This window comes from Rhizobium cauense, from assembly GCF_019511525.1.
Classification (GTDB): Bacteria; Pseudomonadota; Alphaproteobacteria; order Rhizobiales; family Rhizobiaceae; genus Rhizobium; species Rhizobium cauense.
Map to the genome: position 1 here is coordinate 128,577 of NZ_JAEUAT010000009.1, position 19,351 is coordinate 147,927.

General features: G+C 58.3%; 18 protein-coding genes and 2 pseudogenes. 12 read left to right on the top strand and 8 right to left on the bottom strand.

Annotated features, from left to right (window positions below; all coding sequences use genetic code 11):
- Positions 1–369: 369 nt before the first annotated feature.
- A complete protein-coding gene (gene tyrS, locus JNB88_RS18320; protein ID WP_220356806.1) occupies positions 370–1,581 on the top strand; it encodes a tyrosine--tRNA ligase in 1,212 nt (403 codons plus the stop codon).
- 87 nt (positions 1,582–1,668) lie between these two features.
- On the opposite strand, the gene JNB88_RS18325 is transcribed toward tyrS, so the two are convergent.
- Positions 1,669–2,775 (bottom strand): LacI family DNA-binding transcriptional regulator, encoded by a 1,107-nt coding sequence (locus tag JNB88_RS18325; RefSeq protein WP_220356678.1) that lies wholly within the window; start codon positions 2,773–2,775, stop codon positions 1,669–1,671.
- A 244-nt stretch (positions 2,776–3,019) separates the two neighbouring features.
- Here JNB88_RS18325 and JNB88_RS18330 point away from each other — a divergent pair, with 244 nt between their 5' ends.
- From JNB88_RS18330 to JNB88_RS18365, 8 genes are all read left to right on the top strand, one after another.
- Complete coding sequence (locus JNB88_RS18330; protein WP_220356679.1) at positions 3,020–3,994, top strand: autoinducer 2 ABC transporter substrate-binding protein; 975 nt, start codon at positions 3,020–3,022, stop codon at positions 3,992–3,994.
- Between the two features lie 114 nt (positions 3,995–4,108).
- Positions 4,109–5,599 (top strand): sugar ABC transporter ATP-binding protein, encoded by a 1,491-nt coding sequence (locus JNB88_RS18335; protein ID WP_220356680.1) that lies wholly within the window; start codon positions 4,109–4,111, stop codon positions 5,597–5,599.
- On the top strand, positions 5,592–6,608 hold the full coding sequence (locus tag JNB88_RS18340) for an ABC transporter permease (RefSeq protein ID WP_220356681.1): 1,017 nt from the start codon (positions 5,592–5,594) through the stop codon (positions 6,606–6,608). The genes JNB88_RS18335 and JNB88_RS18340 overlap by 8 nt, the downstream gene beginning before the upstream one ends.
- Positions 6,605–7,600, top strand: coding sequence for an ABC transporter permease (locus tag JNB88_RS18345; protein WP_220356682.1), 996 nt, complete (start codon positions 6,605–6,607; stop codon positions 7,598–7,600). The genes JNB88_RS18340 and JNB88_RS18345 overlap by 4 nt, the downstream gene beginning before the upstream one ends.
- A gap of 3 nt (positions 7,601–7,603) precedes the next feature.
- Positions 7,604–8,464, top strand: a complete 861-nt coding sequence (locus JNB88_RS18350; protein ID WP_220356683.1) for a sugar phosphate isomerase/epimerase family protein — start codon at positions 7,604–7,606, stop codon at positions 8,462–8,464.
- A 29-nt stretch (positions 8,465–8,493) separates the two neighbouring features.
- A complete protein-coding gene (locus JNB88_RS18355) occupies positions 8,494–9,138 on the top strand; it encodes a nucleoside triphosphate hydrolase (protein WP_220356684.1) in 645 nt (214 codons plus the stop codon).
- A 127-nt stretch (positions 9,139–9,265) separates the two neighbouring features.
- A complete protein-coding gene (locus JNB88_RS18360; protein ID WP_220356685.1) occupies positions 9,266–10,135 on the top strand; it encodes a D-psicose 3-epimerase in 870 nt (289 codons plus the stop codon).
- Positions 10,136–10,193: 58 nt separating this feature from the next.
- Positions 10,194–10,430: a hypothetical protein gene (locus tag JNB88_RS18365; protein WP_220356686.1), complete on the top strand. Its 237-nt coding sequence runs from the start codon at positions 10,194–10,196 to the stop codon at positions 10,428–10,430.
- A gap of 205 nt (positions 10,431–10,635) precedes the next feature.
- Here the strand turns inward: JNB88_RS18365 and JNB88_RS18370 are convergent, their stop codons facing one another.
- Positions 10,636–10,989, bottom strand: coding sequence for a DUF3140 domain-containing protein (locus tag JNB88_RS18370; protein ID WP_220356687.1), 354 nt, complete (start codon positions 10,987–10,989; stop codon positions 10,636–10,638).
- 64 nt (positions 10,990–11,053) lie between these two features.
- A complete protein-coding gene (locus JNB88_RS18375) occupies positions 11,054–11,623 on the bottom strand; it encodes a type 1 glutamine amidotransferase domain-containing protein (RefSeq protein ID WP_220356688.1) in 570 nt (189 codons plus the stop codon).
- Between the two features lie 391 nt (positions 11,624–12,014).
- On the opposite strand from JNB88_RS18375, the gene JNB88_RS18380 reads away from it, so the two are divergent.
- Both JNB88_RS18380 and JNB88_RS18385 read left to right on the top strand, forming a co-directional pair.
- Positions 12,015–12,269: a DUF2934 domain-containing protein gene (locus JNB88_RS18380; protein ID WP_220356689.1), complete on the top strand. Its 255-nt coding sequence runs from the start codon at positions 12,015–12,017 to the stop codon at positions 12,267–12,269.
- Positions 12,270–12,529: 260 nt separating this feature from the next.
- Positions 12,530–13,399 carry a hypothetical protein gene (locus tag JNB88_RS18385; RefSeq protein ID WP_220356690.1) on the top strand — a complete coding sequence of 290 codons (870 nt, stop codon included), beginning with the start codon at positions 12,530–12,532 and terminating at the stop codon, positions 13,397–13,399.
- A 457-nt stretch (positions 13,400–13,856) separates the two neighbouring features.
- On the opposite strand, the gene JNB88_RS18390 is transcribed toward JNB88_RS18385, so the two are convergent.
- The 3 genes and pseudogenes from JNB88_RS18390 to JNB88_RS18400 form a co-directional block, all read right to left on the bottom strand.
- The gene (locus JNB88_RS18390) at positions 13,857–14,732 is read right to left on the bottom strand and encodes an alpha/beta fold hydrolase (protein WP_220356691.1); all 876 of its coding nucleotides are present in this window, start codon (positions 14,730–14,732) and stop codon (positions 13,857–13,859) included.
- Positions 14,733–14,747: 15 nt separating this feature from the next.
- The gene (locus tag JNB88_RS18395; RefSeq protein ID WP_338111010.1) at positions 14,748–16,007 is read right to left on the bottom strand and encodes a cation:proton antiporter; all 1,260 of its coding nucleotides are present in this window, start codon (positions 16,005–16,007) and stop codon (positions 14,748–14,750) included.
- Between the two features lie 15 nt (positions 16,008–16,022).
- Positions 16,023–17,120: pseudogene (locus tag JNB88_RS18400) on the bottom strand (flavodoxin family protein).
- A 76-nt stretch (positions 17,121–17,196) separates the two neighbouring features.
- Between JNB88_RS18400 and JNB88_RS18405 the strand changes: the two are divergent.
- A pseudogene (locus JNB88_RS18405) lies at positions 17,197–17,509 on the top strand (low affinity iron permease family protein); the annotation flags it as partial.
- Between the two features lie 320 nt (positions 17,510–17,829).
- Here JNB88_RS18405 and JNB88_RS18410 read toward each other — a convergent pair.
- Both JNB88_RS18410 and JNB88_RS18415 read right to left on the bottom strand, forming a co-directional pair.
- Positions 17,830–18,273 (bottom strand): PPC domain-containing DNA-binding protein, encoded by a 444-nt coding sequence (locus tag JNB88_RS18410; RefSeq protein WP_220356693.1) that lies wholly within the window; start codon positions 18,271–18,273, stop codon positions 17,830–17,832.
- 460 nt (positions 18,274–18,733) lie between these two features.
- Entirely contained in the window at positions 18,734–19,342 is a 609-nt protein-coding gene (locus JNB88_RS18415; RefSeq protein WP_220356694.1) for a general stress protein, read from the bottom strand.
- Positions 19,343–19,351: the final 9 nt, after the last annotated feature.

Consider the following 19,351-nt stretch of genomic DNA (forward strand, 5'->3'; position numbering starts at 1 on the left):
TATTGAAGTGCAGGCGGTCTTGCCGATTTGCTGCTCACTTGGCGCGAGGCGCCAGCCACTGTTTTCTCGGCATTAGTTCCGCAAAAGCAATATGTTAGTCATTGGTGGTGGGCGTGCATTTGCGGAAATGAGAACTTGTACCCGCACGAAAACTCTTCTACAATCCGCCTCATGATCAAGACCGCGCTCATCGTTGCAATCTACTATGCGACCTCTCCATAAGGAGCGGCGCGTTTCGATCATGCCTTGAAACAAGCCGCCGTCAGGCGGCTTTGTTCATTCTGGAGAACCCCTGGCGGCAACACCAGGAGACTTCTCGTGATAGACTCAGAGAGTCCCACCGACCATTTCCAGCCGCGTTCTTTGGTAATGAAGACGCTGGTGGAACGTGGATACCTGAGCCAGGCAACAAACCTTGCCGCTATCGATGCTGCCTTCGCGGAGGGCATCGTTCCCGCCTATGTTGGGTTTGATGCAACCGCTGATAGCCTGCATGTCGGACACCTCCTCCCGATGATGACCCTGCGCCGACTTCAACAGGCTGGCCACAAGCCCATCGTCCTCATTGGTGGCGGTACCACGCGTGTTGGCGATCCGAGCTTTCGTTCCGAGGTGCGGCCTATGCTGACGGACGAGCAGATCGCCAAAAATATCGCGGGGATCAGAAAGGTCTTTGACCGTCTTCTCGTCTTCGGTGACGGCCCGACGGATGCGGTTATGGTAAACAATGCGACCTGGTTGGACAGCATCCGCTGGATTGACATGCTGAGGGATGTTGGCAGGCATTTCTCGGTTAACCGGATGCTTTCCTTCGACAGCGTCAAGTCGAGGCTAGAGAAGCAGGAGAACCTGAGCTTCCTTGAGTTCAACTACATGATCCTCCAGGCCTTCGATTTTCTCGAATTGTCTCGCCGTACAGGCTGCCGTCTGCAAATGGGCGGAGCCGACCAATGGGGCAACATCATCAACGGTATCGAACTGGTGCGGCGAATGGAGGGGCAAGAGGTCTTCGGGATGACCGCGCCGCTTCTCACCACGTCGTCAGGCGTCAAGATGGGCAAGACGGCCGCCGGAGCCGTATGGCTGAATGGGGATCGCCTTTCGCCTTACGACTACTGGCAGTTCTGGCGCAACACGGAAGACGCCGATGTCGTGCGCTTTCTGAAGCTGTTCACGGACTTACCGATGGACGCGATTGAACGCCTGGGCCGGGCGGAAAGGGCAGAACTCAATGCGGTGAAGGAACGTCTTGCCCATGAAGCCACTCGCCTCGTGCACGGGCTCAATGCAGCGAAGGACGCTTCGGCGACTGCGAGGCAGGCGTTCGAGCATGGTGAGGCCGCGCAGGGACTGCCTACACTTCAGCTTGATGCCAAAGAACGATTAGCTGGGGTCGCTCTCGTTGATCTCCTTGTCCGTGCGGGCCTGTCATCGTCTAAAAGTGAGGCAAGAAAGGCAATCAAAGGTCGTGGGGTGCGGGTCGATGGGGAGATTGCCGAAGACCTCGATCTTGTTGTGTTCATACATCCATCCCCTGTCCGGCTTTCCCTTGGGCGAAAACGCCACACGGTTGTTAAGTGATAGAGACGCGCCGGGCACTGGGCCCGGCGCTTTGTCGCTTGTGGTGCATTCTTGCATTCAAGAGTGCGCGGAGGCTTTCGGAACGGCCTACCGCGCTTGTTCAATGTGCGAGGAATACACCGCCTCGTTCGTAGGGGAAGGATCTTTGATAGCGTCGAGGGGCCCTTCGAGTGCCGTTCGTGGAGGAACAAGTTGCGGCTCAATCATGATGATCTGTGGCTCCGCTTCGTCTTCCTCCAGTAAGTCGAAACCTCGATCGAGCATCTCGGAGACATTTGGCTTGATCATGTAGACGGGGAAGGGAAGGAACGACCCGAAAGGATCGTAGTCAAAGCATCCCACCACAATGTCGCCGAAAGCCTCGCCATCGTGACGCCCCATGAACCGCAGTAGTCCCTCGAAATTGATCGATGAGTTCACGAAGAAGCATCGGGGCAATCTTCCATGTCGTTCATAGAAGTGTTCGAAGGCTTGGGCGGTCATTCCCGGAGAGTACCCGGTGACCTCGATATCGTCCTGGGGAACGTCGCGGCCGAAAATACCCTGCTTGACCGAATGGAAGCCGATAACACGGTCGCGGCTTGCGTGGTCAGCGCGTCCCCCGAAAAAGAATACGTCTTCAGGGGTGAGCGAGCCAGTTCCCTCGGCGTGTCGAATAATAGCTGTGGTCAGTGCCTCCGCACCCTGACGATTGTCCGATATAATCGACGGCGCGTACTTTCCCGGCAGGTCAATGTTGACGTGCGGCACGCCCGCTCGGACGCATGCTTGGTGAACGCCATCCGGATCGGTCGCGCCGGCAACGAAGAGCGAATCGATGGAGTAGGCGATCAGCGATTCCACCGTCCGCCGTTCCTCTTCGGGGTCGCGTCGCCCAGAAACCACCATCGGGACCAACCCACGCTGACGGGCTTTCGCTTCGAAGGTCTGAGCCATCGATGAGAAGAAGCGGGTATCGTAGACCGGTATAAGCAGTCCGGTGAGCCCGGAGCGTGAGCTTCTCAACGCTCGTGCCTGGAGGTTGGCTGTGTAGCCGTGAATTTTTGCCAGCGACATGATTTTGTCAGCCGTTTCTTCGGATATTCGCCGTTTGCGCCAGGTGCCATTGAGGACAGCGCTGACGGTCGACGCCGAAATTCCCGATACCACCGACAGATCGTAGATCGTTGCTTTCTTTTGCTCTTTTTCCGACATGCACGAATCTCCCTGCCGCGCTCTAATACTTAGAACAACTCACCCTCTTGACGAAAGCTCCTTTGATGATATGTTTATTGCACCATCGATTGTGCAAGAAAGCAATAACGATTGTGCAACGTGATGGGCGCTTTGAGGAAAGCGGCAAGGGAGGAGGTTCTGTCATGGAGCCAAAAGCGCTTAGCACACAGGCATGGGGCTCGTGTGGCGCCTCTCCTTTGTCCGATTTGGAGGAGAGAATTCCATGAAGAGAATGCTCGCAGTCACGCTCGGCCTTTCGCTCGCGCTTCTTGCATCGACCGCCTTCGCAGGGCCGAAGATCGGTGTTGTGGTGAAGATCGGCGGTATCCCGTGGTTCAATGCCATGGAGGCTGGCATCAAGGAGCAGAGCAGCAAGCTCGGTGTGGAAGGCTTCATGGTCGGCCCAACCAGCGCCGATCCGGCTCTTCAGGTTCGCGCGATCGAAGACCTGATCGCTCAGAAAGTCGACTACATCGGTGTCGTACCGAACGACGCCAAGGTTCTGGAGCCCGTTCTCAAGAAGGCCCAGGAAGCCGGCATCAAGGTCATTACCCATGAATCGCCCAAGCAGGTCGGCGCTGATTGGGACTTTGAACTTGCTTCCGCCAAGGGCTTCGGCGAAGCGCATGGCAAGCTTCTTGCGGAGAAAATGGGCGGCAAAGGCTCCTACGCGGTATTCGTCGGCTCCCTGACCGTACCGCTCCACAATGCTTGGGCGGACGCGGCGATCGCCTATATCAAGGCCAATTATCCTGACATGAAGCTTGTTGGCGACCGCTACGGCGTGGCAGAAGATGTCGACAAGAGCCGCTCCACCGCACTCGACCTCATGGCTGCAAACGCCGACCTCACGGGTTTCCTGGCGTTCGGTTCGCAAGGGCCAATCGGCGCTGGCCGCGCCGTTGAAGAGCGCCGCAAGGACGGCAAGGTCTTCGTGATCGGACCGTTCTCACCGGGGCAGGGCGCCAAGCTCATCAAGTCGGGTGCACTCACCGGCGGCTTCATGTGGAATCCTAAGCAAGCGGGTGAGGTTTTTGTGACGCTCGCGGATCGCATCTCAAAGGGTCAAGTCCCCAAGGCTGGTGACGACATTGAAGGCCTTGGGAAGATCAATCCCGAAGGCAACACGATCATCGTCGACCAACTGTTGACCATCAACAAGGAAAGCATCGACAAGCTGGTTGCCATGGGCCTCTGATCCTCCCCAAGCCCAGGCGTGGGTCGCGGGGAGCCAGCTCCTCGCGACCTCCAATCTCAATCTGCCGGCACCTGCGCACCCCGCCAACCGGGCGGCTGATCAGGGAGATATGCTATGAGCGCTCGACCGCTCCTTTCACTCAACAATATCAAGGTTACGTTTGGCGGCGTGCGGGCCCTCAAGGGCGTGTCGTTCGAGGTCAACCCCGGCGAGGTACATTGCCTTGCGGGCGAAAATGGCTGTGGCAAGAGCACGCTGATCAAGGTCATTACCGGCGTCTACAAACCGCAGGAGGGTGCCGAGTTCCTCTTCGACGGCCAGCCGATCAGTGCAATGACACCGACGTTAGCGCAGTCGCTTGGTATTCAGGTCATCTGGCAAGACCTGGCGCTTTTTTCCGAGATGACTGTCGCCGAAAACATCGGGTTCCAATACGCGGTCAACGGAAAGTACGGCCTCATCGACAAGCGCAAGATCGAAGACGCGGCTGAAAAGGCGCTTGCGCGACTTGGTGTCAGCATCGATATCAATAAACCGCTCAAGGAACTGCCGATCGCGCAACGTCAGATTGTCGCTATCGCTCGCGCACTGGTCGGCGAAGCTCGCCTGGTCTTCATGGATGAGCCAACTGCATCGCTGACACAGTCCGAGACCGACTATCTCATCGACATCGTTCGAAATCTCTCCGCATCTGGTGTTGCCGTCGTCTTCGTTTCGCACCGTCTCGCGGAAGTACTCGAGATTTCCGATCGTATGACCGTTCTTCGCGATGGCGCACTCGTCGGCGTTTATCCGGTAGAGGGAATGACCCAGTCCCGGGTCACGGAACTCATGACGGGGCGGAACTTCGATAGCTCCGTGATCGCGACAGACCATGATGATGCAAGCGTCGTTCTCTCGGTTCGCGGACTAACGCGTGCGCGAGAGTTCGATAACATTACTTTCGACCTCCGACGCGGTGAGACCCTCGGAATTACTGGTCTGCTCGGCGCTGGCCGCACCGAGCTTGCACTGACGATTTTCGGAATGCATCGCCCCCAAGCGGGTGAAATCTCGATCGAGGGCAAACGCGTCAGCTTCGGCTCTAACCGTGACGCCATTCGTGCCGGCGTTGCCTATCTTTCCGAAGATCGCTTGTCGCTTGGCCTGAACCAGCCGCAATCAATTGCCGACAACCTTGTCATGGCATCGCTCGATAAGCTCCTGTCTCGAGGGATGATTTCGCCGGCCAGGAAGGCGAGCGTCGTTGATCATTGGATCAAGGCGCTCGGTGTCAAGATTGGCACGCCGGATGACCCCATCCGGACACTGTCGGGCGGCAACCAGCAGCGTGTCGCGATCGCGAAGTGGCTGGCCATTGGTCCCAAGATTCTGATCCTCGACGCCCCGACCGTCGGAGTCGATGTCGGCGCTCGTGCCGGCATCTTCGAGATCGTGCGAAAGCTGGCGGCACAGGGGCTGGCGATTATTCTGATCTCCGACGAGCCGCCCGAAGTCTACTTCAATGCCGACCGCATCATCCACATGGTGGAAGGCAAAATCCACGCGACCTACGACCCTCGAAACGTCTCGCTCGCCGAACTGGAGGCCGCCGTCTATGCGTAGATTGATACTGGGACATACGACAGAGTTCACGCTTCTGGCAGTCATGACCGTTCTTTGCATCGTTCTGTCTTTTCAAACGGATCGGTTTCTCACCGTGTCAAACGCGTTTGATGTCCTGAACGTCTCTGCTGTCAACATCATCTTCGCCGTAGGACTGCTCGTGGTCCTGATTTCAGGCGGGATCGACATTTCCTTCGCCGTCGCCGCGTCCGTCGTCCAATACGTGACTGCGCTTGCACTCGGCGCGTTGGGCGGCGGGAACTGGGCTGAAGGTTTCATCCTCGCAGGCGCTGTCGGGATCGGCCTTGGTTTGATCAACGCGGCATTGGTCTATCGGCTGCACATCATCTCGATTGTTGCGACTATCTCGACCTTCAACATTTTCTTTGGGCTGCTGATGTTCTTCACCAAGGGGGTGTCGATATACGACCTGCCTGAGTGGCTGACGACGCGAGTTGTTTTCTACGAGCGCGAGATGGCCGACGGGTCATGGGTGGAACTTACTCTGCCGGTCGTCGTCATGATCCTCTGCTGCGTGGCAACCTGGTTCATGATTTCACGCACGACGATCGGCCGCCAACTCTACGCGTTTGGCGACAATCCTGAGGGCGCGCGCCGCTTCGGCATCAACATCGGTGCCATGCACTACATCTCGTTTGGCTGGCTTGGCCTTATGGCGGGTATCGCCGGACTGATGCAGGCTCACTACGCCGAAGAAGTCGTTCCGAACGCCCTATACGGTCGTGAACTCGACGTACTTGCCGCGACGGTTCTCGGCGGGGCTCGGCTCGGGGGTGGCAAGGGCTCGGTTATCGGCTGCGTCTTGGGTGTCCTGATGGTTTCCATCACCCAGAACGGCCTGAACCTGATGGGTGTCTCACCATTCGCATTCAAGATGATCGTCGGTGCTATCATCCTCATCGCCATCACGCTCTCATCTGCACGTATCGACAAGCTTCTGCCGTTCCTTGCCAAGGGCGGCCCGAGAAGGGGGAGCACGCACTCATGAAGGCCATAGCTCAAAGGTTCAATGCCACCTTCGGCGCAGATATGACGGGCCCGGCAATCGCCTTCCTGGCCGTCATGGTCATCTTTGGTCTCGCTGCGAACAACTTTATCTCCGCTGCAACGTTTGGTTCCGTCGCATTCCAGCTTCCCGAACTAGGCCTCCTTACGCTTGCAATGCTGCTTCCCCTTTTGACTGGAGGCATCAACCTCTCGGTCACTTTCACCGCGAATCTGTCGGGGCTTGCGGCGGCTTGGGTGATGCAGTCGTATGGCGGGGTCGATGCGCCACCGTCCGCCTTCCTGCTCGGTGTTGCCGCAGCGCTTGCCACCGGTGGCGCAGCGGGCTTGATGACTGGAGCCGCGATCGCCTACACCCGCGCCCACCCGATCCTCGTGACGCTGTCGATGATGATCTTCCTGCGTGGCCTGGGCGAGTTTTTGACACGCGGTGGTGACGTTTCGGGCTTCCCGAGCTTCATCGCTCCGATCGGGCATGGGCAGATATTCGGTCTGCCGATCCCGCTTCTGATCTTCATCGTTTGCGTTGGCCTATGGCAGCTGTTGCTGACAAGATTCAAGCTGGGCTTTGGGCTCCTGATGATCGGTTCAAACATAGAGGCAGCCCAGTACTCCGGCCTCAACACGCGCCGCATCCTGGTCCTCGTCTACACGCTGTCTGGAGTGATGTGCGCAGTCGCTGGCGTGATCATGCTCGCTCGGTTCAACTCGGTCCGTGTCGGCCACGGCGAGTCCTACCTTCTGATTACGGTATTGGCCGCATTCCTTGGCGGGATCAATCCCTTCGGCGGGTTCGGACGAGTGCTTCCGATCTTTGTTGCCTTGATCGTGCTCCAGCTCCTGTCGTCGGGACTGAACCTGATGGGAGCAAATCAACATCTCGCAACGGCGCTATGGGGCGTTCTGATGATCGTCGTCATGGCCGCACGAACCATTGTTTCGGTCTACATGGCCTCACATAAAAAGAAGGGATGAACCGTGCAGGGTTTTGGGATTCACGCAAGCATGTGGACAATGAGCTGGGACCGCGGAGGTGCCGAGCGGGCAATTGCCGGTGCAAGGAAGTACCAGCTGGGCTTCATCGAAATCCCGTTGCTCGACGCGCCCTCGGTTGACGCCGGGCACACCCGCTCGCTTCTTGAGAAGAACAATATCCGGGCTGCCTGCTCACTTGTGCTTCCCGAAGAGGCGTGGGCGTCACGACGACCCGACGCAGCGGTCCGCCACCTCGAGACTGCAATTGACAAGGCGGCCGAAATGGGCGCTGAGGCTCTGACCGGTGTTACGTTCGGCGGTACGAATGAACGATCTGGCTCACTGCCTACGCAGGGCGAGTACGATAACTTGACCCGTGCACTTCAGACGGCGGCGCGACATGCAAAATCCAAGGGCATTCAGCTCGGGATCGAAGCGGTGAACCGATACGAAAACCATCTCATCAATACCGCGGAGCAGGCCGTGGCGCTGGTCGAGCGGATCGGAATGGACAACGTGTTCGTGCATCTCGACACATTTCATATGAACATGGAGGAAAAGGGAGCTGCCAATGGCATCCTCGCCGCTCGTGAGCACCTCCGTTACATGCACATGTCCGAAAGCGATCGTGGGGCGCCGGGTGCGGGTAACGTGCCGTGGGATTCCATCTTCGTTGCCCTTTCGGCAATCGCCTTCAAAGGCGCACTCGTCCTCGAAAGCTTTGTGAGCATGCCGAAAGAGATGGCCGGCGACATCTCGACATGGCGTCCGGTGGCCCGCGACGAAGAGGAAGTCATGGGAAGCGGTCTTTCGTTCCTGCGTGGTAAGGCCGCGCAATACGGAATGCGGGAAATGGGCGCGTAGGCATCAGGCTGATGGAAGGGAGGAATTCCTTGAGTAGGATCGACGAAAACGCGAGCGAGATCGCGAGGGTCGCTGCTGAGCGCCTCTCACAAAATGGCGGCAAGCGGGTCCTGATTGCGATCGCCGGTGCTCCAGGATCCGGAAAATCAACGCTGGCCGAAAAAGTCGTGCATGGCCTTTCAGGCGATCGCATCAATGCCGCGCTGCTCCCAATGGACGGTTATCACTACGATGACATCGTCTTGGAGCAGATGGGCCGGCGGCCGTTCAAAGGGGCGATCGATACGTTCGACGCACACGGATTCCGTCGCATGCTGGAGAGGCTCAAGGCCAACCAAGACGATGTCGTTGCCGTTCCGGTCTTCGACCGTTCGATCGAGATCGCCCGTGCCGGCGGCAGTTTGATCCCGCAGTCAACAGACGTTGTCGTCTGCGAAGGCAATTACCTGCTCTCGCTCCAACCGCCGTGGGACAGGCTCAAGCCAATATTCGACTTCACCGTCTTCGTGGATGTCAGCGAGGATAATCTGCGGAAGCGGCTTCAAGATCGCTGGCGGACCTACGGCCTCGATCCAAAGGAAATCAATCGCAAGGTCGAAGAGAACGATCTGCCAAATGGCCTTGCTATCAGATTGGGCAGTGCCGAGCCCGATCGACGCATCGATAACAACTAATTCGCTATCGCGGACCGAAGGACCTTCGGTTCGCCGCTCTCGGCTCCAGGTGCTGACACCGTCTTCGACGGTGCCTTTGGCCTGCCAGTCATCAACAAACGATAGCTGAAACCTCAAGGAGGCTCATATGAAACACGGTATCTACTACTCCTACTGGGAGCATGAATGGAGCGCGAAATTTGGCCCCTACGTGGAAAAGGTGGCGAAGCTCGGGTTCGACGTTATCGAAGTCGCCGCGCATCATATCAACGAGTACAGTGACGCCGACCTCGCCGCAATCAAGCAGAGTGCGAGAGACAACGGCATCATTTTGACTGCCGGGATCGGTCCTTCCAAGACGAAGAACCTGTCATCGCCCGACATGGAAATTCGAAAGGCCGGCAAGGCCTTCTTCGAACAAACGCTCACAAACGTTTCCAGGCTCGATATCAAATCCATTGGCGGTGCACTCCATTCGTACTGGCCGGTCGACTATACGCAACCGGTCGACAAGGTCGGCGACCGGGCCCGTGGAGTCGAAGGCATTCACGGGATCGCGGATTTCGCCAATGATCTGGGGATCAACCTTTGTATCGAGGTTCTCAATCGTTTCGAGAACCACGTGTTGAACACGGCCGCCGAAGGGGTTGCTTTCGTGAAGGACGTTGGCAAGTCCAACGTCAAGGTGATGCTCGACACCTTCCATATGAACATAGAGGAAGATAGCTTCGGCGATGCCATCCGCACCGCTGGCCCTTTGCTGGGTCATTTCCACACTGGAGAAAGCAACCGCCGCGTGCCTGGGAAGGGTAGAATACCGTGGCACGAAATCGGCCTCGCACTTCGTGAGATCAATTACACCGGTGCTGTTGTAATGGAGCCGTTTGTGAAGACTGGTGGCACGATCGGGTCCGACATTCGCGTATGGCGTGATCTAACCAACGGAGCAGACGAGGCCAAGATGGACGAAGATGCCCGGAATTCGCTTGCGTTTTCCAGGTTTGTGCTCGGAGGTTGATCGCGACCGCCAAAGGGCAGGGCGGGCAGCGCGCCGTCATGTTCACGGCGTCCGGAGGGTGCAGTGGGAGATCGTCCTGCCTTATGCGCCAGGATCCGCAGGAAGTACGCACTCGACACCCAAGCAGGTTTCGGCAGGCACCGTCAGCAAGGTGGAACTGCGCGATCCGCGCGGCCATAGCATTGTCGTCATCGAGGACGAGCCGTTGATCGGCATCGGCATGGTGGCCGCGCTCGAAGACGCCGGCGCCGAAGTCCCTGGCCCGTGGTGTCGATTGAGGATGCATGCAGTTTGATGAAGACCGTTTTATTTCAATGCCGCTCTCGGGGACGCCAATATCTTCGGACATCCGGTCGACGAGATCGCGACGGCCCTATTCGATCGGAATGTACCCTTCTCGTTTGCGACTGGTTACGACAGTGTCGCCTGGCACGTCCAAGAGATAGAGACCGCTTCCTGGCTGTCACGCACATGAACATCGTTAGAACCCTCTGGTTCGATTACTTCAGCGGATCGTGCCCCCAGTTCATGAGCGAGTAACGCCATGCGGAGTGCTTCTTGTCTCCCTCCGGCCCGCCCTGCGCCAGGTGACGATGAACATAGCCGACGACCTTCCGCATATGCTCGTAGTCGTTGTTCGTGAGGTCGGCCCTCTTTTTTTGCCTGATCTCAACGATCCTGCGACCCGAATGATGTCCGATCGTCTCACGAGAGTCTCCTTCCGGCCAGCCGTTGTCGCGACTTTCCTTCGTTTGAAGCCACTTTTCGAGGGTCGCGGGGGCCATGTTTACCGCATCGCGAAAATCCTTCCAGACTTGTTCGTGGTCGAGTTCACGCTTTCTCTTTACTGGCATCGATTTCTCCAACTTCAGGTGCCGGAAGCCGCGCGGTGCGCCGTGCGTGCCCGGCCGCATTGCGTCAGGCGCTGCTGGCCTGTCGCGAATGCGTCCCTTCGGCAAACTCCTCGACGATCTTAGCGCAGAAGGCGGGGAGATCCGTTGGATTGCGACTTGTGACCAGGCCGTTGTCGGTAACGACCTCCTGGTCCACCCATGTGCCCCCCGCATTTCGAATGTCTGTCGAAACAGTGGGATATGATGTCAATGTGCGGCCCTTGACGACGTCAGCCTCTACAAGAAGCCATGGGCCGTGGCAGATAACGCCGACTGGCTTTTCCTGAACGAAGAAATCGCCGACGAATGAGACGATCTTTCCGTCGCCGCGCAGCTTATCGGCTCCGACGCTGCCACCGGGGATGATCAGACCGTCGAAGTCCGACGCCGATACATCTTCGACGCTCTTGTCGACGGTAAATGTGGATCCCGGATCGAGATCGTGATTTACAGCCTGAGCCTCACCGGTCGCTAGGCCAACGACTACCACGGTCGCGCCGGCATCCTCCACTGCCTTCTTCGGTTGCACGAATTCGGGCTCTTCCGTGCCGCGCGGCGCGATGAGGATTGCTATCGTCTTACCTTGCAAGGTCATGTTCTTTCTCTCGTTTTCGTTTTGACGAATTCAAACAAGCCGTGACTTGTTCACTCCGCCGCCATCTCAAGGCGGTTGAAGTGCAACGCGGGTGCTGGCGGCCCATGCCTTCAGGTGTGCGTTGTCTCCACTGCCGCCGAGGGGCCATGCCTAGCGGCGAATTGACCCCTGACTTGTCGGCGGCAGACTGGGCGAATGGGGATGAGGCACAAAAAAGAGCGAGGCCTGCAACGGCGAGGTCTTGTTCATGGGGGATGTGGCTCCGATTAGCGGTTGCAGAACCAAACCGTCGAGACGTGCAATTGTTCCTCCGGGCGCGCGCGAACTTGGCGTGACGAAATGGAACTCTCGCTCATTCAAAGTGTTCAACCTTCATGTCGGAGGAAGTGCCATGGACGACAAAAAGATTAGAGAAGCCGCTTACCGCAAGTGGGAAAAGGAGGGCCGCCCGGAAGGCGAGGCCGATCGCCACTGGTTTGAGGCCGTACAGGAATCTGACGAAGGCGATCTACCTCAGACATGGTCTTCCGACCATGCAGGCGGCGTCGTCCCTCCCGGAGATGGAGGTCGAACGACATCGGAAGCGATACCTTCTGACGAGCCGGGTGCCTTCAAACCTGGGGAGCTCGCTTCCGAGAACAAGTAACGGGGTTCACCGGCAGAAGGCTCTGCGGATCGGCGCGTGTCGGCGTGTCGGCGACAAAGGTAATACACCGATCCCGGAAGCCGTTCACTGGAGCGGTTAGGCAGGCGCGCCAATTTCCACCCATTATTCTACAAATCGATGTACGATGACAGCAGATTAGCTTCGCGCGCTGCGCTCGGTCGTGTGACGAAGCGCACCGCCTTTGCCTTGGCTACCACTGGTTTTAGGAAACCAGTCACTACGGACGCGCGTTTGCCTACATGGCCAATTACGATAAGTCAGAACGCGACAAGGACGTTGCGCCGGGCGCCGAAGTGAGCTTTCCCTTTGACCGAATGTCGGTGGAGGACTTCCGTCAGCGGTTTCCCCGCGCACGCTGGAGCGATGCCCGTCAGGCATGGTTCGTTCCTGGGCGAACGGCTTCACGCAGGTTCGCCAGTTGGATGGCTGAACGTGAGGCCGAAGCGGACGCGTTCGCGGACGCCAAGGGAAGGGATGCATTCGAGTTCGATCCAATCCGGAGCGCGTACCTTGAAGTTGGTAAGGCTGGATTTCGGATCAAAACTCCCTATTCGAAAACGGTCGTAGACAACCTTCGGGAAATCCCGTTCGCCCGATGGGACAGCGACCTTAAGCTTTGGCACGTTGCTTTCCGCTCCTACGAGGAGCTCCGCCGGCGATGGACAGTCATCGAAACCGCCGCCGCTCGCAATGAGCCGGAAGCGCGAAAGCGCCGCGCCGAGGAACGCAAGGGGACCGAGCAGGAGGCGAGAGCGAAGGCACGTTCCGCGGAAAGAAAGCGACGACGCTTCCCCTTGGCGAGCGATGACCTACCGCCTGTCGGCCGCGTGGTCGCGATTTTCTATGGCATCGTAATCTTCACCGAGATTACTGGTGAACTCGTCGATCCCAATTCTGTCTCCGATTTCTATCCTGACGCTACCGACAACCACGTCTGGGGGGTTTGGCGAAAGCCGACTTCAGAGGAACTCATTGCCACCCGGCCTTCCAAGACCTCGCCACCGGCGGGTTCTGAATGGTGGCTTCCGACGATCGAGGAACTACGTCCCGCCCGTCGCTCAGCCCGACGGTTGGAAGCAAAGCTAGGCGCAAACAAAAAGCCCTCCTAAGCCCCGAGCTTGGAGGGCTTACTTGCTCGTATCGCCGTCAACCGCTACCGGCGACACACTTTCCTCGTCCCGCTTAGGGAGCAAACCTGCGCCCGGCCCCTTATCCCCATCCTGCAGGATCCTTTGCATGCGTACCCACCGGAGGATGTTCCCGACTTTCCATAGCGTTCTTCCCAGTCTGTTCGATCGCCGGCTGCGCTTCGGTGTCTTTGTTCGCGCCAGACCTCCTTGCTTTTGTGAGGGGGAAATTCTGCAGCGCTCCTTGGTGTTCCTATTGATCAAAGCCAACGGGAATAGGTGAGGGCGCACCAATATGGCAGCCATCCCGTTTAGCCGAGCGCTGGGCCTACAAAATGCTTCTGCTTTCATCGGGAGGGCATCATTCCAGCACTTTCAGTGTGGACGACAGGCGAGACGAACATACGGCGGGACGGTTTAGTGAATCCGAATGAACGTGCTAGGCCTCAAGGAAAACCGCGAGTTCCCGAGATACGGTCTCTGGATCCTCCCGCTGCGGAAAATGCCCGACATTTTGCAGCAGGATTCGTTCGAATGGACCAGCAAACTTCCTGTGGACGTCTTCCGACATGGCGGGCGGGGTGACGCCGTCCTGTTCGCCCTGAATGAAAACGGCCGGGAGCGACAGTGACTTCGTCTCCTTCACCTTGTCCTCGAGCCAGACACTGCGTGGATCCGCATCGGCTTCCTCCCAGCGAACCCGGTAGCTGTGAAGTGTAACAGCCAGCCAGTCCGGATTCTCGAAGGACGTGGCAACTGCGTCGAAGGTCGCCTCGTCGAACCAGCCATCTGGCGCCCAGTTCTCCCATTGGATGCGGGCAAACCCCCTTCGATCTTTGGCGATGGCCTCGGCGCCGCGCTTCGTCGCCATGAACCACTGGTACCAGAAAAGTTGTGACTGCCGGAACGACGGTGTCCGCAACCCGCCCATCCGGGGCGGCGATGAGAGCTGTCCGATGCGCTCGATGCGGTCAGGCCATCCAATCGCCAGGCACTCGGCTACATGCGATCCCCAGTCGTGGCCCACGACTGAGAACTGCTCGATGCCAAGCCCGTCCATTAGCGCGATCGCGTCCATTGCCAGAATGCCGCCGTTCGCCGTTCTTAGTCTGCTATCGTTACGAAAGGTCGTCGGCCCGAACCCGCGCAGATATGGAATGACGAAGCGAAGACGGCGGTCCCTCAATCGCTCGACGATCGCGTTCCAGGTCGTGGCGTCGTCCGGCCATCCGTGCAGAAGGAGAACTGCCTTCCCGCGCTGCGCTCCCGTTTCCATAAAAGAGATCTGGAGGTCTTCCGTCAGGACGTGCGGCATGCGTAACTCTCTCCTTTAGGTTGATGTGGTCAGCGCGGTGGGCTTCATCGGATCGACGCCGCGACGGTGATCGATCCAACGCATGACTGGCGTGACGCTTACACCGTGCAGAACGACCGACATCAGGATGATAAGAAAGACGGTGGACCAAACCGTCTCAACGTCTTCAAACTTCGTGTTCCCAGAAGCGTAGGCGAGATAGTAGATCGATCCCAGTCCGCGGATACCGAAGATTGATATTATCACTTTCTCGGCCCGTGTGTGTCGACATCCGATCAAGCTGATCCATGCAGCAAGCGGCCTGACGACGGCGAGCACGAGGACAGATACCGAAACGATGCGCCAGTCGGCACGCATCAGGATCGAGCCTTCCGCCAGGATCGAGCCGAAGCAGACAAGCAGTACCATCATGAGCAGTCGTTCAATCTGCTCTCCGAAGTCGTGCAGTTCGCCGTGGTATTCGCTCTTGCGCTCGACGCTGCGAAGCGTGAGAGCGGCGACAAAGACGGCGACAAACCCGTAGCCGTGTACGAGTTCGGTCGCGCCATAGGCCACGCAGGTGAAACCGAGAGCGGCAAGTCCGTCTCCCGTTTTCGCGATACGCCCGGCTTCTGGCATCCGAAAGGTCAGATAGCCGAGCAATTTCCCAACCAACCACCCCATCGTGAGGCCAGTCGAGAGCTTCCAAACCACGTCGAATGCGAACCAATGCGCAAACCAGCCAAATCCCCCGCCCTCATGGCTTGCAATGGCGATGGCGGCCATCACGAAGGGAAAGCTCAGGCCGTCGTTCAGCCCGGCCTCCGATGTCAGTGAAAAGCGGATAAAATCCTCCTCGCCAGTCTGGGGCGGGCCTACCTGCACGTCTGCGGCGAGAACCGGATCAGTCGGGGCGAGCGCTGCGCCCAGAAGAAGGGCAGACGCAATTCCAAGACCGAGCAGGCTCCATCCGAGTAGCGTGATCGCTACGATGGAGAGGGGCATCGCGATACCGAGAAGCCGCCACGTGGCAGCCCACCGGCGCAAATCCAGCGGCCGGTCAATCTTAAGACCAGCGCCCATGAGGGCAACGATGACGACGAACTCCGTGAGATGCTCCGTCCATTTGGTGTTCTCCAGCGGATTCATCGCAGCGAGGGGCGTGAACTGCAACCAGGTGAGAACCGCACCAATGGCCAAGCAGCAGATCGGCAGCGACAATGGAAGGCGGCGCAAGGCCATCGGCAACCAGGCCGTCAACAGGACAACCGTGCCAAAGATGAATAGCGTGACCACGTAAGTGTCCAAATTCTATTTCTCTCTTGCCTGCTTCAGCCGCACTCCGGCTGCAACCTGTCTGCCCTCTTGCTTGGCGACCACGGCGTCGTGCAACGTGCGTGCAGCGTTGCGAACTTCCTCCTGGATCGCTTAGTCCTTTTCGTACGCCGGATGGTTCGTGGCGTAGGGCTCCCAATATCCAATGTACCTATCGACTTCCGCCAGCGTCCCGGCCGGCTCCAGTTCCATTGATTTCAACCAGTCGGAAACGCCGCGCCTGACATTCTCGACGCCTTCGGTATCGCCGTGAACGATAACCGAGAAAAGTCGGCCCTCGAGATGCTTGGGATAGTCCCATCCCCGCATCTCAATCTCCTTGGCCTCCTTGGCATGCTTGCCATGCGTGGTTGTCGGGTCGGGATTGCCGCCGTCTGCGCAGACAAGCCGGTCGATCATCAGCTTGAGCGGAGAGGAGGTCTGGTACCAGTTGACCGGCGTGACGATCATGATGCCGTGCGCCTCGACCCACATCGGATAGATATCGTTCATCCAGTCGTGGATCTGTCCGAGCGAATAGTTCGGGTAGCAGGAGCAAGGCCAATGACAGAGCGCAGCCGATGTCGAGAAGCATGCCTTGCAAGGATGAATCTGACGCCCGAATTCCGCAGTAATGCGGCTGAGATCAAGAACTTCGACGCTTGTCCGTGGGCTCTGCTCCAGGATTGCCTTGGCAATTGCGACCATCCGGTAGCTCTTCGAGACCTCGCCGGGACAGGTGTGCTCGCTGCGGGCCGAGCCGTTGATCAGCAGAAAGCGGCGAGGCCCGTTCGCGTCTTCATGACGCTGCTGCGCAACCCCAATCGCGTCACGGGCGGAGAGCCAGTCCCTGGCGAGATCGTAAGAGGGGTCGGCAAACTCGGGGCCGGCCTTGCGGGTCTTGGGGCTCTTTCGGGAGTTTTCGTAAGCGTCCCAAGCCGCTGCAGTCACCTTCTCCAACTCAACCTTTAATGGCTCGTAGGCCGGATCCTTGAACTGGTCGAGAAATCGCTGCTTGAAGATGGTTTCCGAAAGGCGTGGGCTAGGACTGCCCTTGCGAGGTTCCAGGTCTTGATGCTGCGTATCGCTTGTCATCGGATGCTCCGCTGAATGATTAAGAGAAACGTCGCCTCGTTTATCTCGTTCCGAGTGGAGCGGCCTCATCATCGGCTTGGCCCAAGGGGATCGGTCGCCGTTCGGTCTGGCCAATCTTACAGGAAAGCCGGTAACTTCGTGCTGGCTATCGCGCTCGTCGTGATATGAGCGGTCCCGGGACCGTTTTTCGGGCACTGCGAAACCCGGCAGCGGGTCATCAACACGAGCACCACGATCATCGCCTTTCTGATTGTGTTCGTCCTGCAGAACTCGCAGAACAGATATGGAAAAGCTTTGCAGGCAAGCTTGACGAGTTGATCCTGACTTCGCAGGCTCAGAACAAGTTTGTCGACATTGAAAAGCTCGAATGCGCAGAAGGCCCTATGCGCCCAGCACGCGGCCGACAGCAAGGCCTAGAAGACATCGTCGGTCACAAGCTTCCCGCGCGCCGTCGCTCGCGCGGACGAGCGCGTCACTATCCTTGCGCGCGTGCACGTCAAAATTCTGCCAATGTTGATGGAGCTGTGCCGATGATCTTCGGGATCAGACCCAGTCGGAGATATCGTCCTCACACCGAAGAATGCCCAGAGCATCAAATGGTGGCGAAGGTCCCGACCGCTTCAGGCTCCCGCCACCGGAGTTTCGGAAAATTTGCGGATGTCCCGCTACAACGGCGTTCCGTTTTCCTAATCGTGTCGCTGATTGCTGGTCAGAGATCGATCAGGGCAATGCCAAGCTCCTCGCGCTTCTTGCGCCGGAAGCTGACTCCGCTCTCGCGGATCATAATCTCAAGCGTCGGATGGACAAGGCCCTCAATGAAATGGCCGCCCTTGGTCGAGCCATCCTCCATTCCAAGGACGACATGCATGTGAAGGCTGGCCTTACCGTCGTCGCCGACCGCGACATCGCCGATGGCACTCAGTACCTCTGTCTGGCACCCTATCGGAATTTCCTTGTAGCGCTTAGTTCCGAAGTCGAAAAAGCCCAACGTGGCACTGCTGAAGGCGCCGATTGCCGTTAGCGACGCCCCGCCGAGCTTCTTCTCCTCAGCGAAGCGAGTAATGGCCCCAAATGCTTCCTCGCCGTCCTCCAGCACGAGCACGAAGTTTCGCTCGCGCCAAGGGTCTGTTTCCCCAAGTTCCTTGCTTTTCATAGCTATCTCCCTGACGAGTGTTATGTCACGCCAATGCTTCAGACGCCTTGTGGATTTTAAAAGCGAGTTGCTCTGCTCGCCGCATATTGTCATGCGATGTATCCTGACCAGCATTGGTCGAGTGGGCGAAACAATCAGTCATCGTGGGCGCCGGCTTTTAAAAAAAAGGGGTAAGCGTTCAACGAACGATGTGCTCGTATGTTCCGATGGCAAGGTGAAGGTCGGGAATAGGAAACCCAGCGTTGCGAGGCTCGCAATTGTGATCGCTGTCCCCTATCGGTGATTGTCTTTCGCGAGGTGCCCCGCAAAAAGAAGATGATTTGTTGCCCCGAGAGGTTGGAGGTCAATACGCTGTAGCGATTGGCTCATGACACTCACGAGGTCTTGCTGCTGCACAGCTTCCAACTTAAAAAGCCAGCGCCGGCGGCCTTCTGTCCGCCGGCGCATGTTACATGTGGATCTAGAGACGGTTCGCGCGATAACGTTGGCGTTCCGCCTCCATCTGCTCTGGCGTGTAAGGTTCGGCCGCCTCGTCGAACCGCGTCCAGCCCTGTTCGAGGTAGCTCGCGCGGCGGGCGGCGACGTCGACCGGCCGAGAGCTGTTAAGAATAGCCTGTGTGCTTGAGACCTTGCTCTCTTCCACCTTCGCGGTGACGACCGAGCCGCCGCGGCGGATGCCTTCTGCGTAGAAGTTCGCCTCGTTCTCCGGGACGCCCTCTTTCATCATCGCCCCGACGATGCCACCAACCGCTCCACCTGCAACCGCGCCGGCTACTGCTCCCGCAGCCGTGGCAGCAAGCCAGCCAGCTGCAACGACTGGACCAACGCCCGGAATGGCCATCAACCCGAGCCCTGTCAGCAGGCCGCCAGCACCACCGGCAACCGCACCGATCCCGGCACCTGTGCCAGCACCTTCCTCGGTATAACTGCCCTGGCCTTCGATATCGACGCCGCTCGCCTTGTTCGTGACAATGCTGATGTCGTCGGAGGGGACGCCGGCCGTCTCAAGAGCCTTCACTGCTTCGCGGGCGTCGTCGTAGTTGTCATACAGTCCTGTGATGGTACGCATATATTTTCT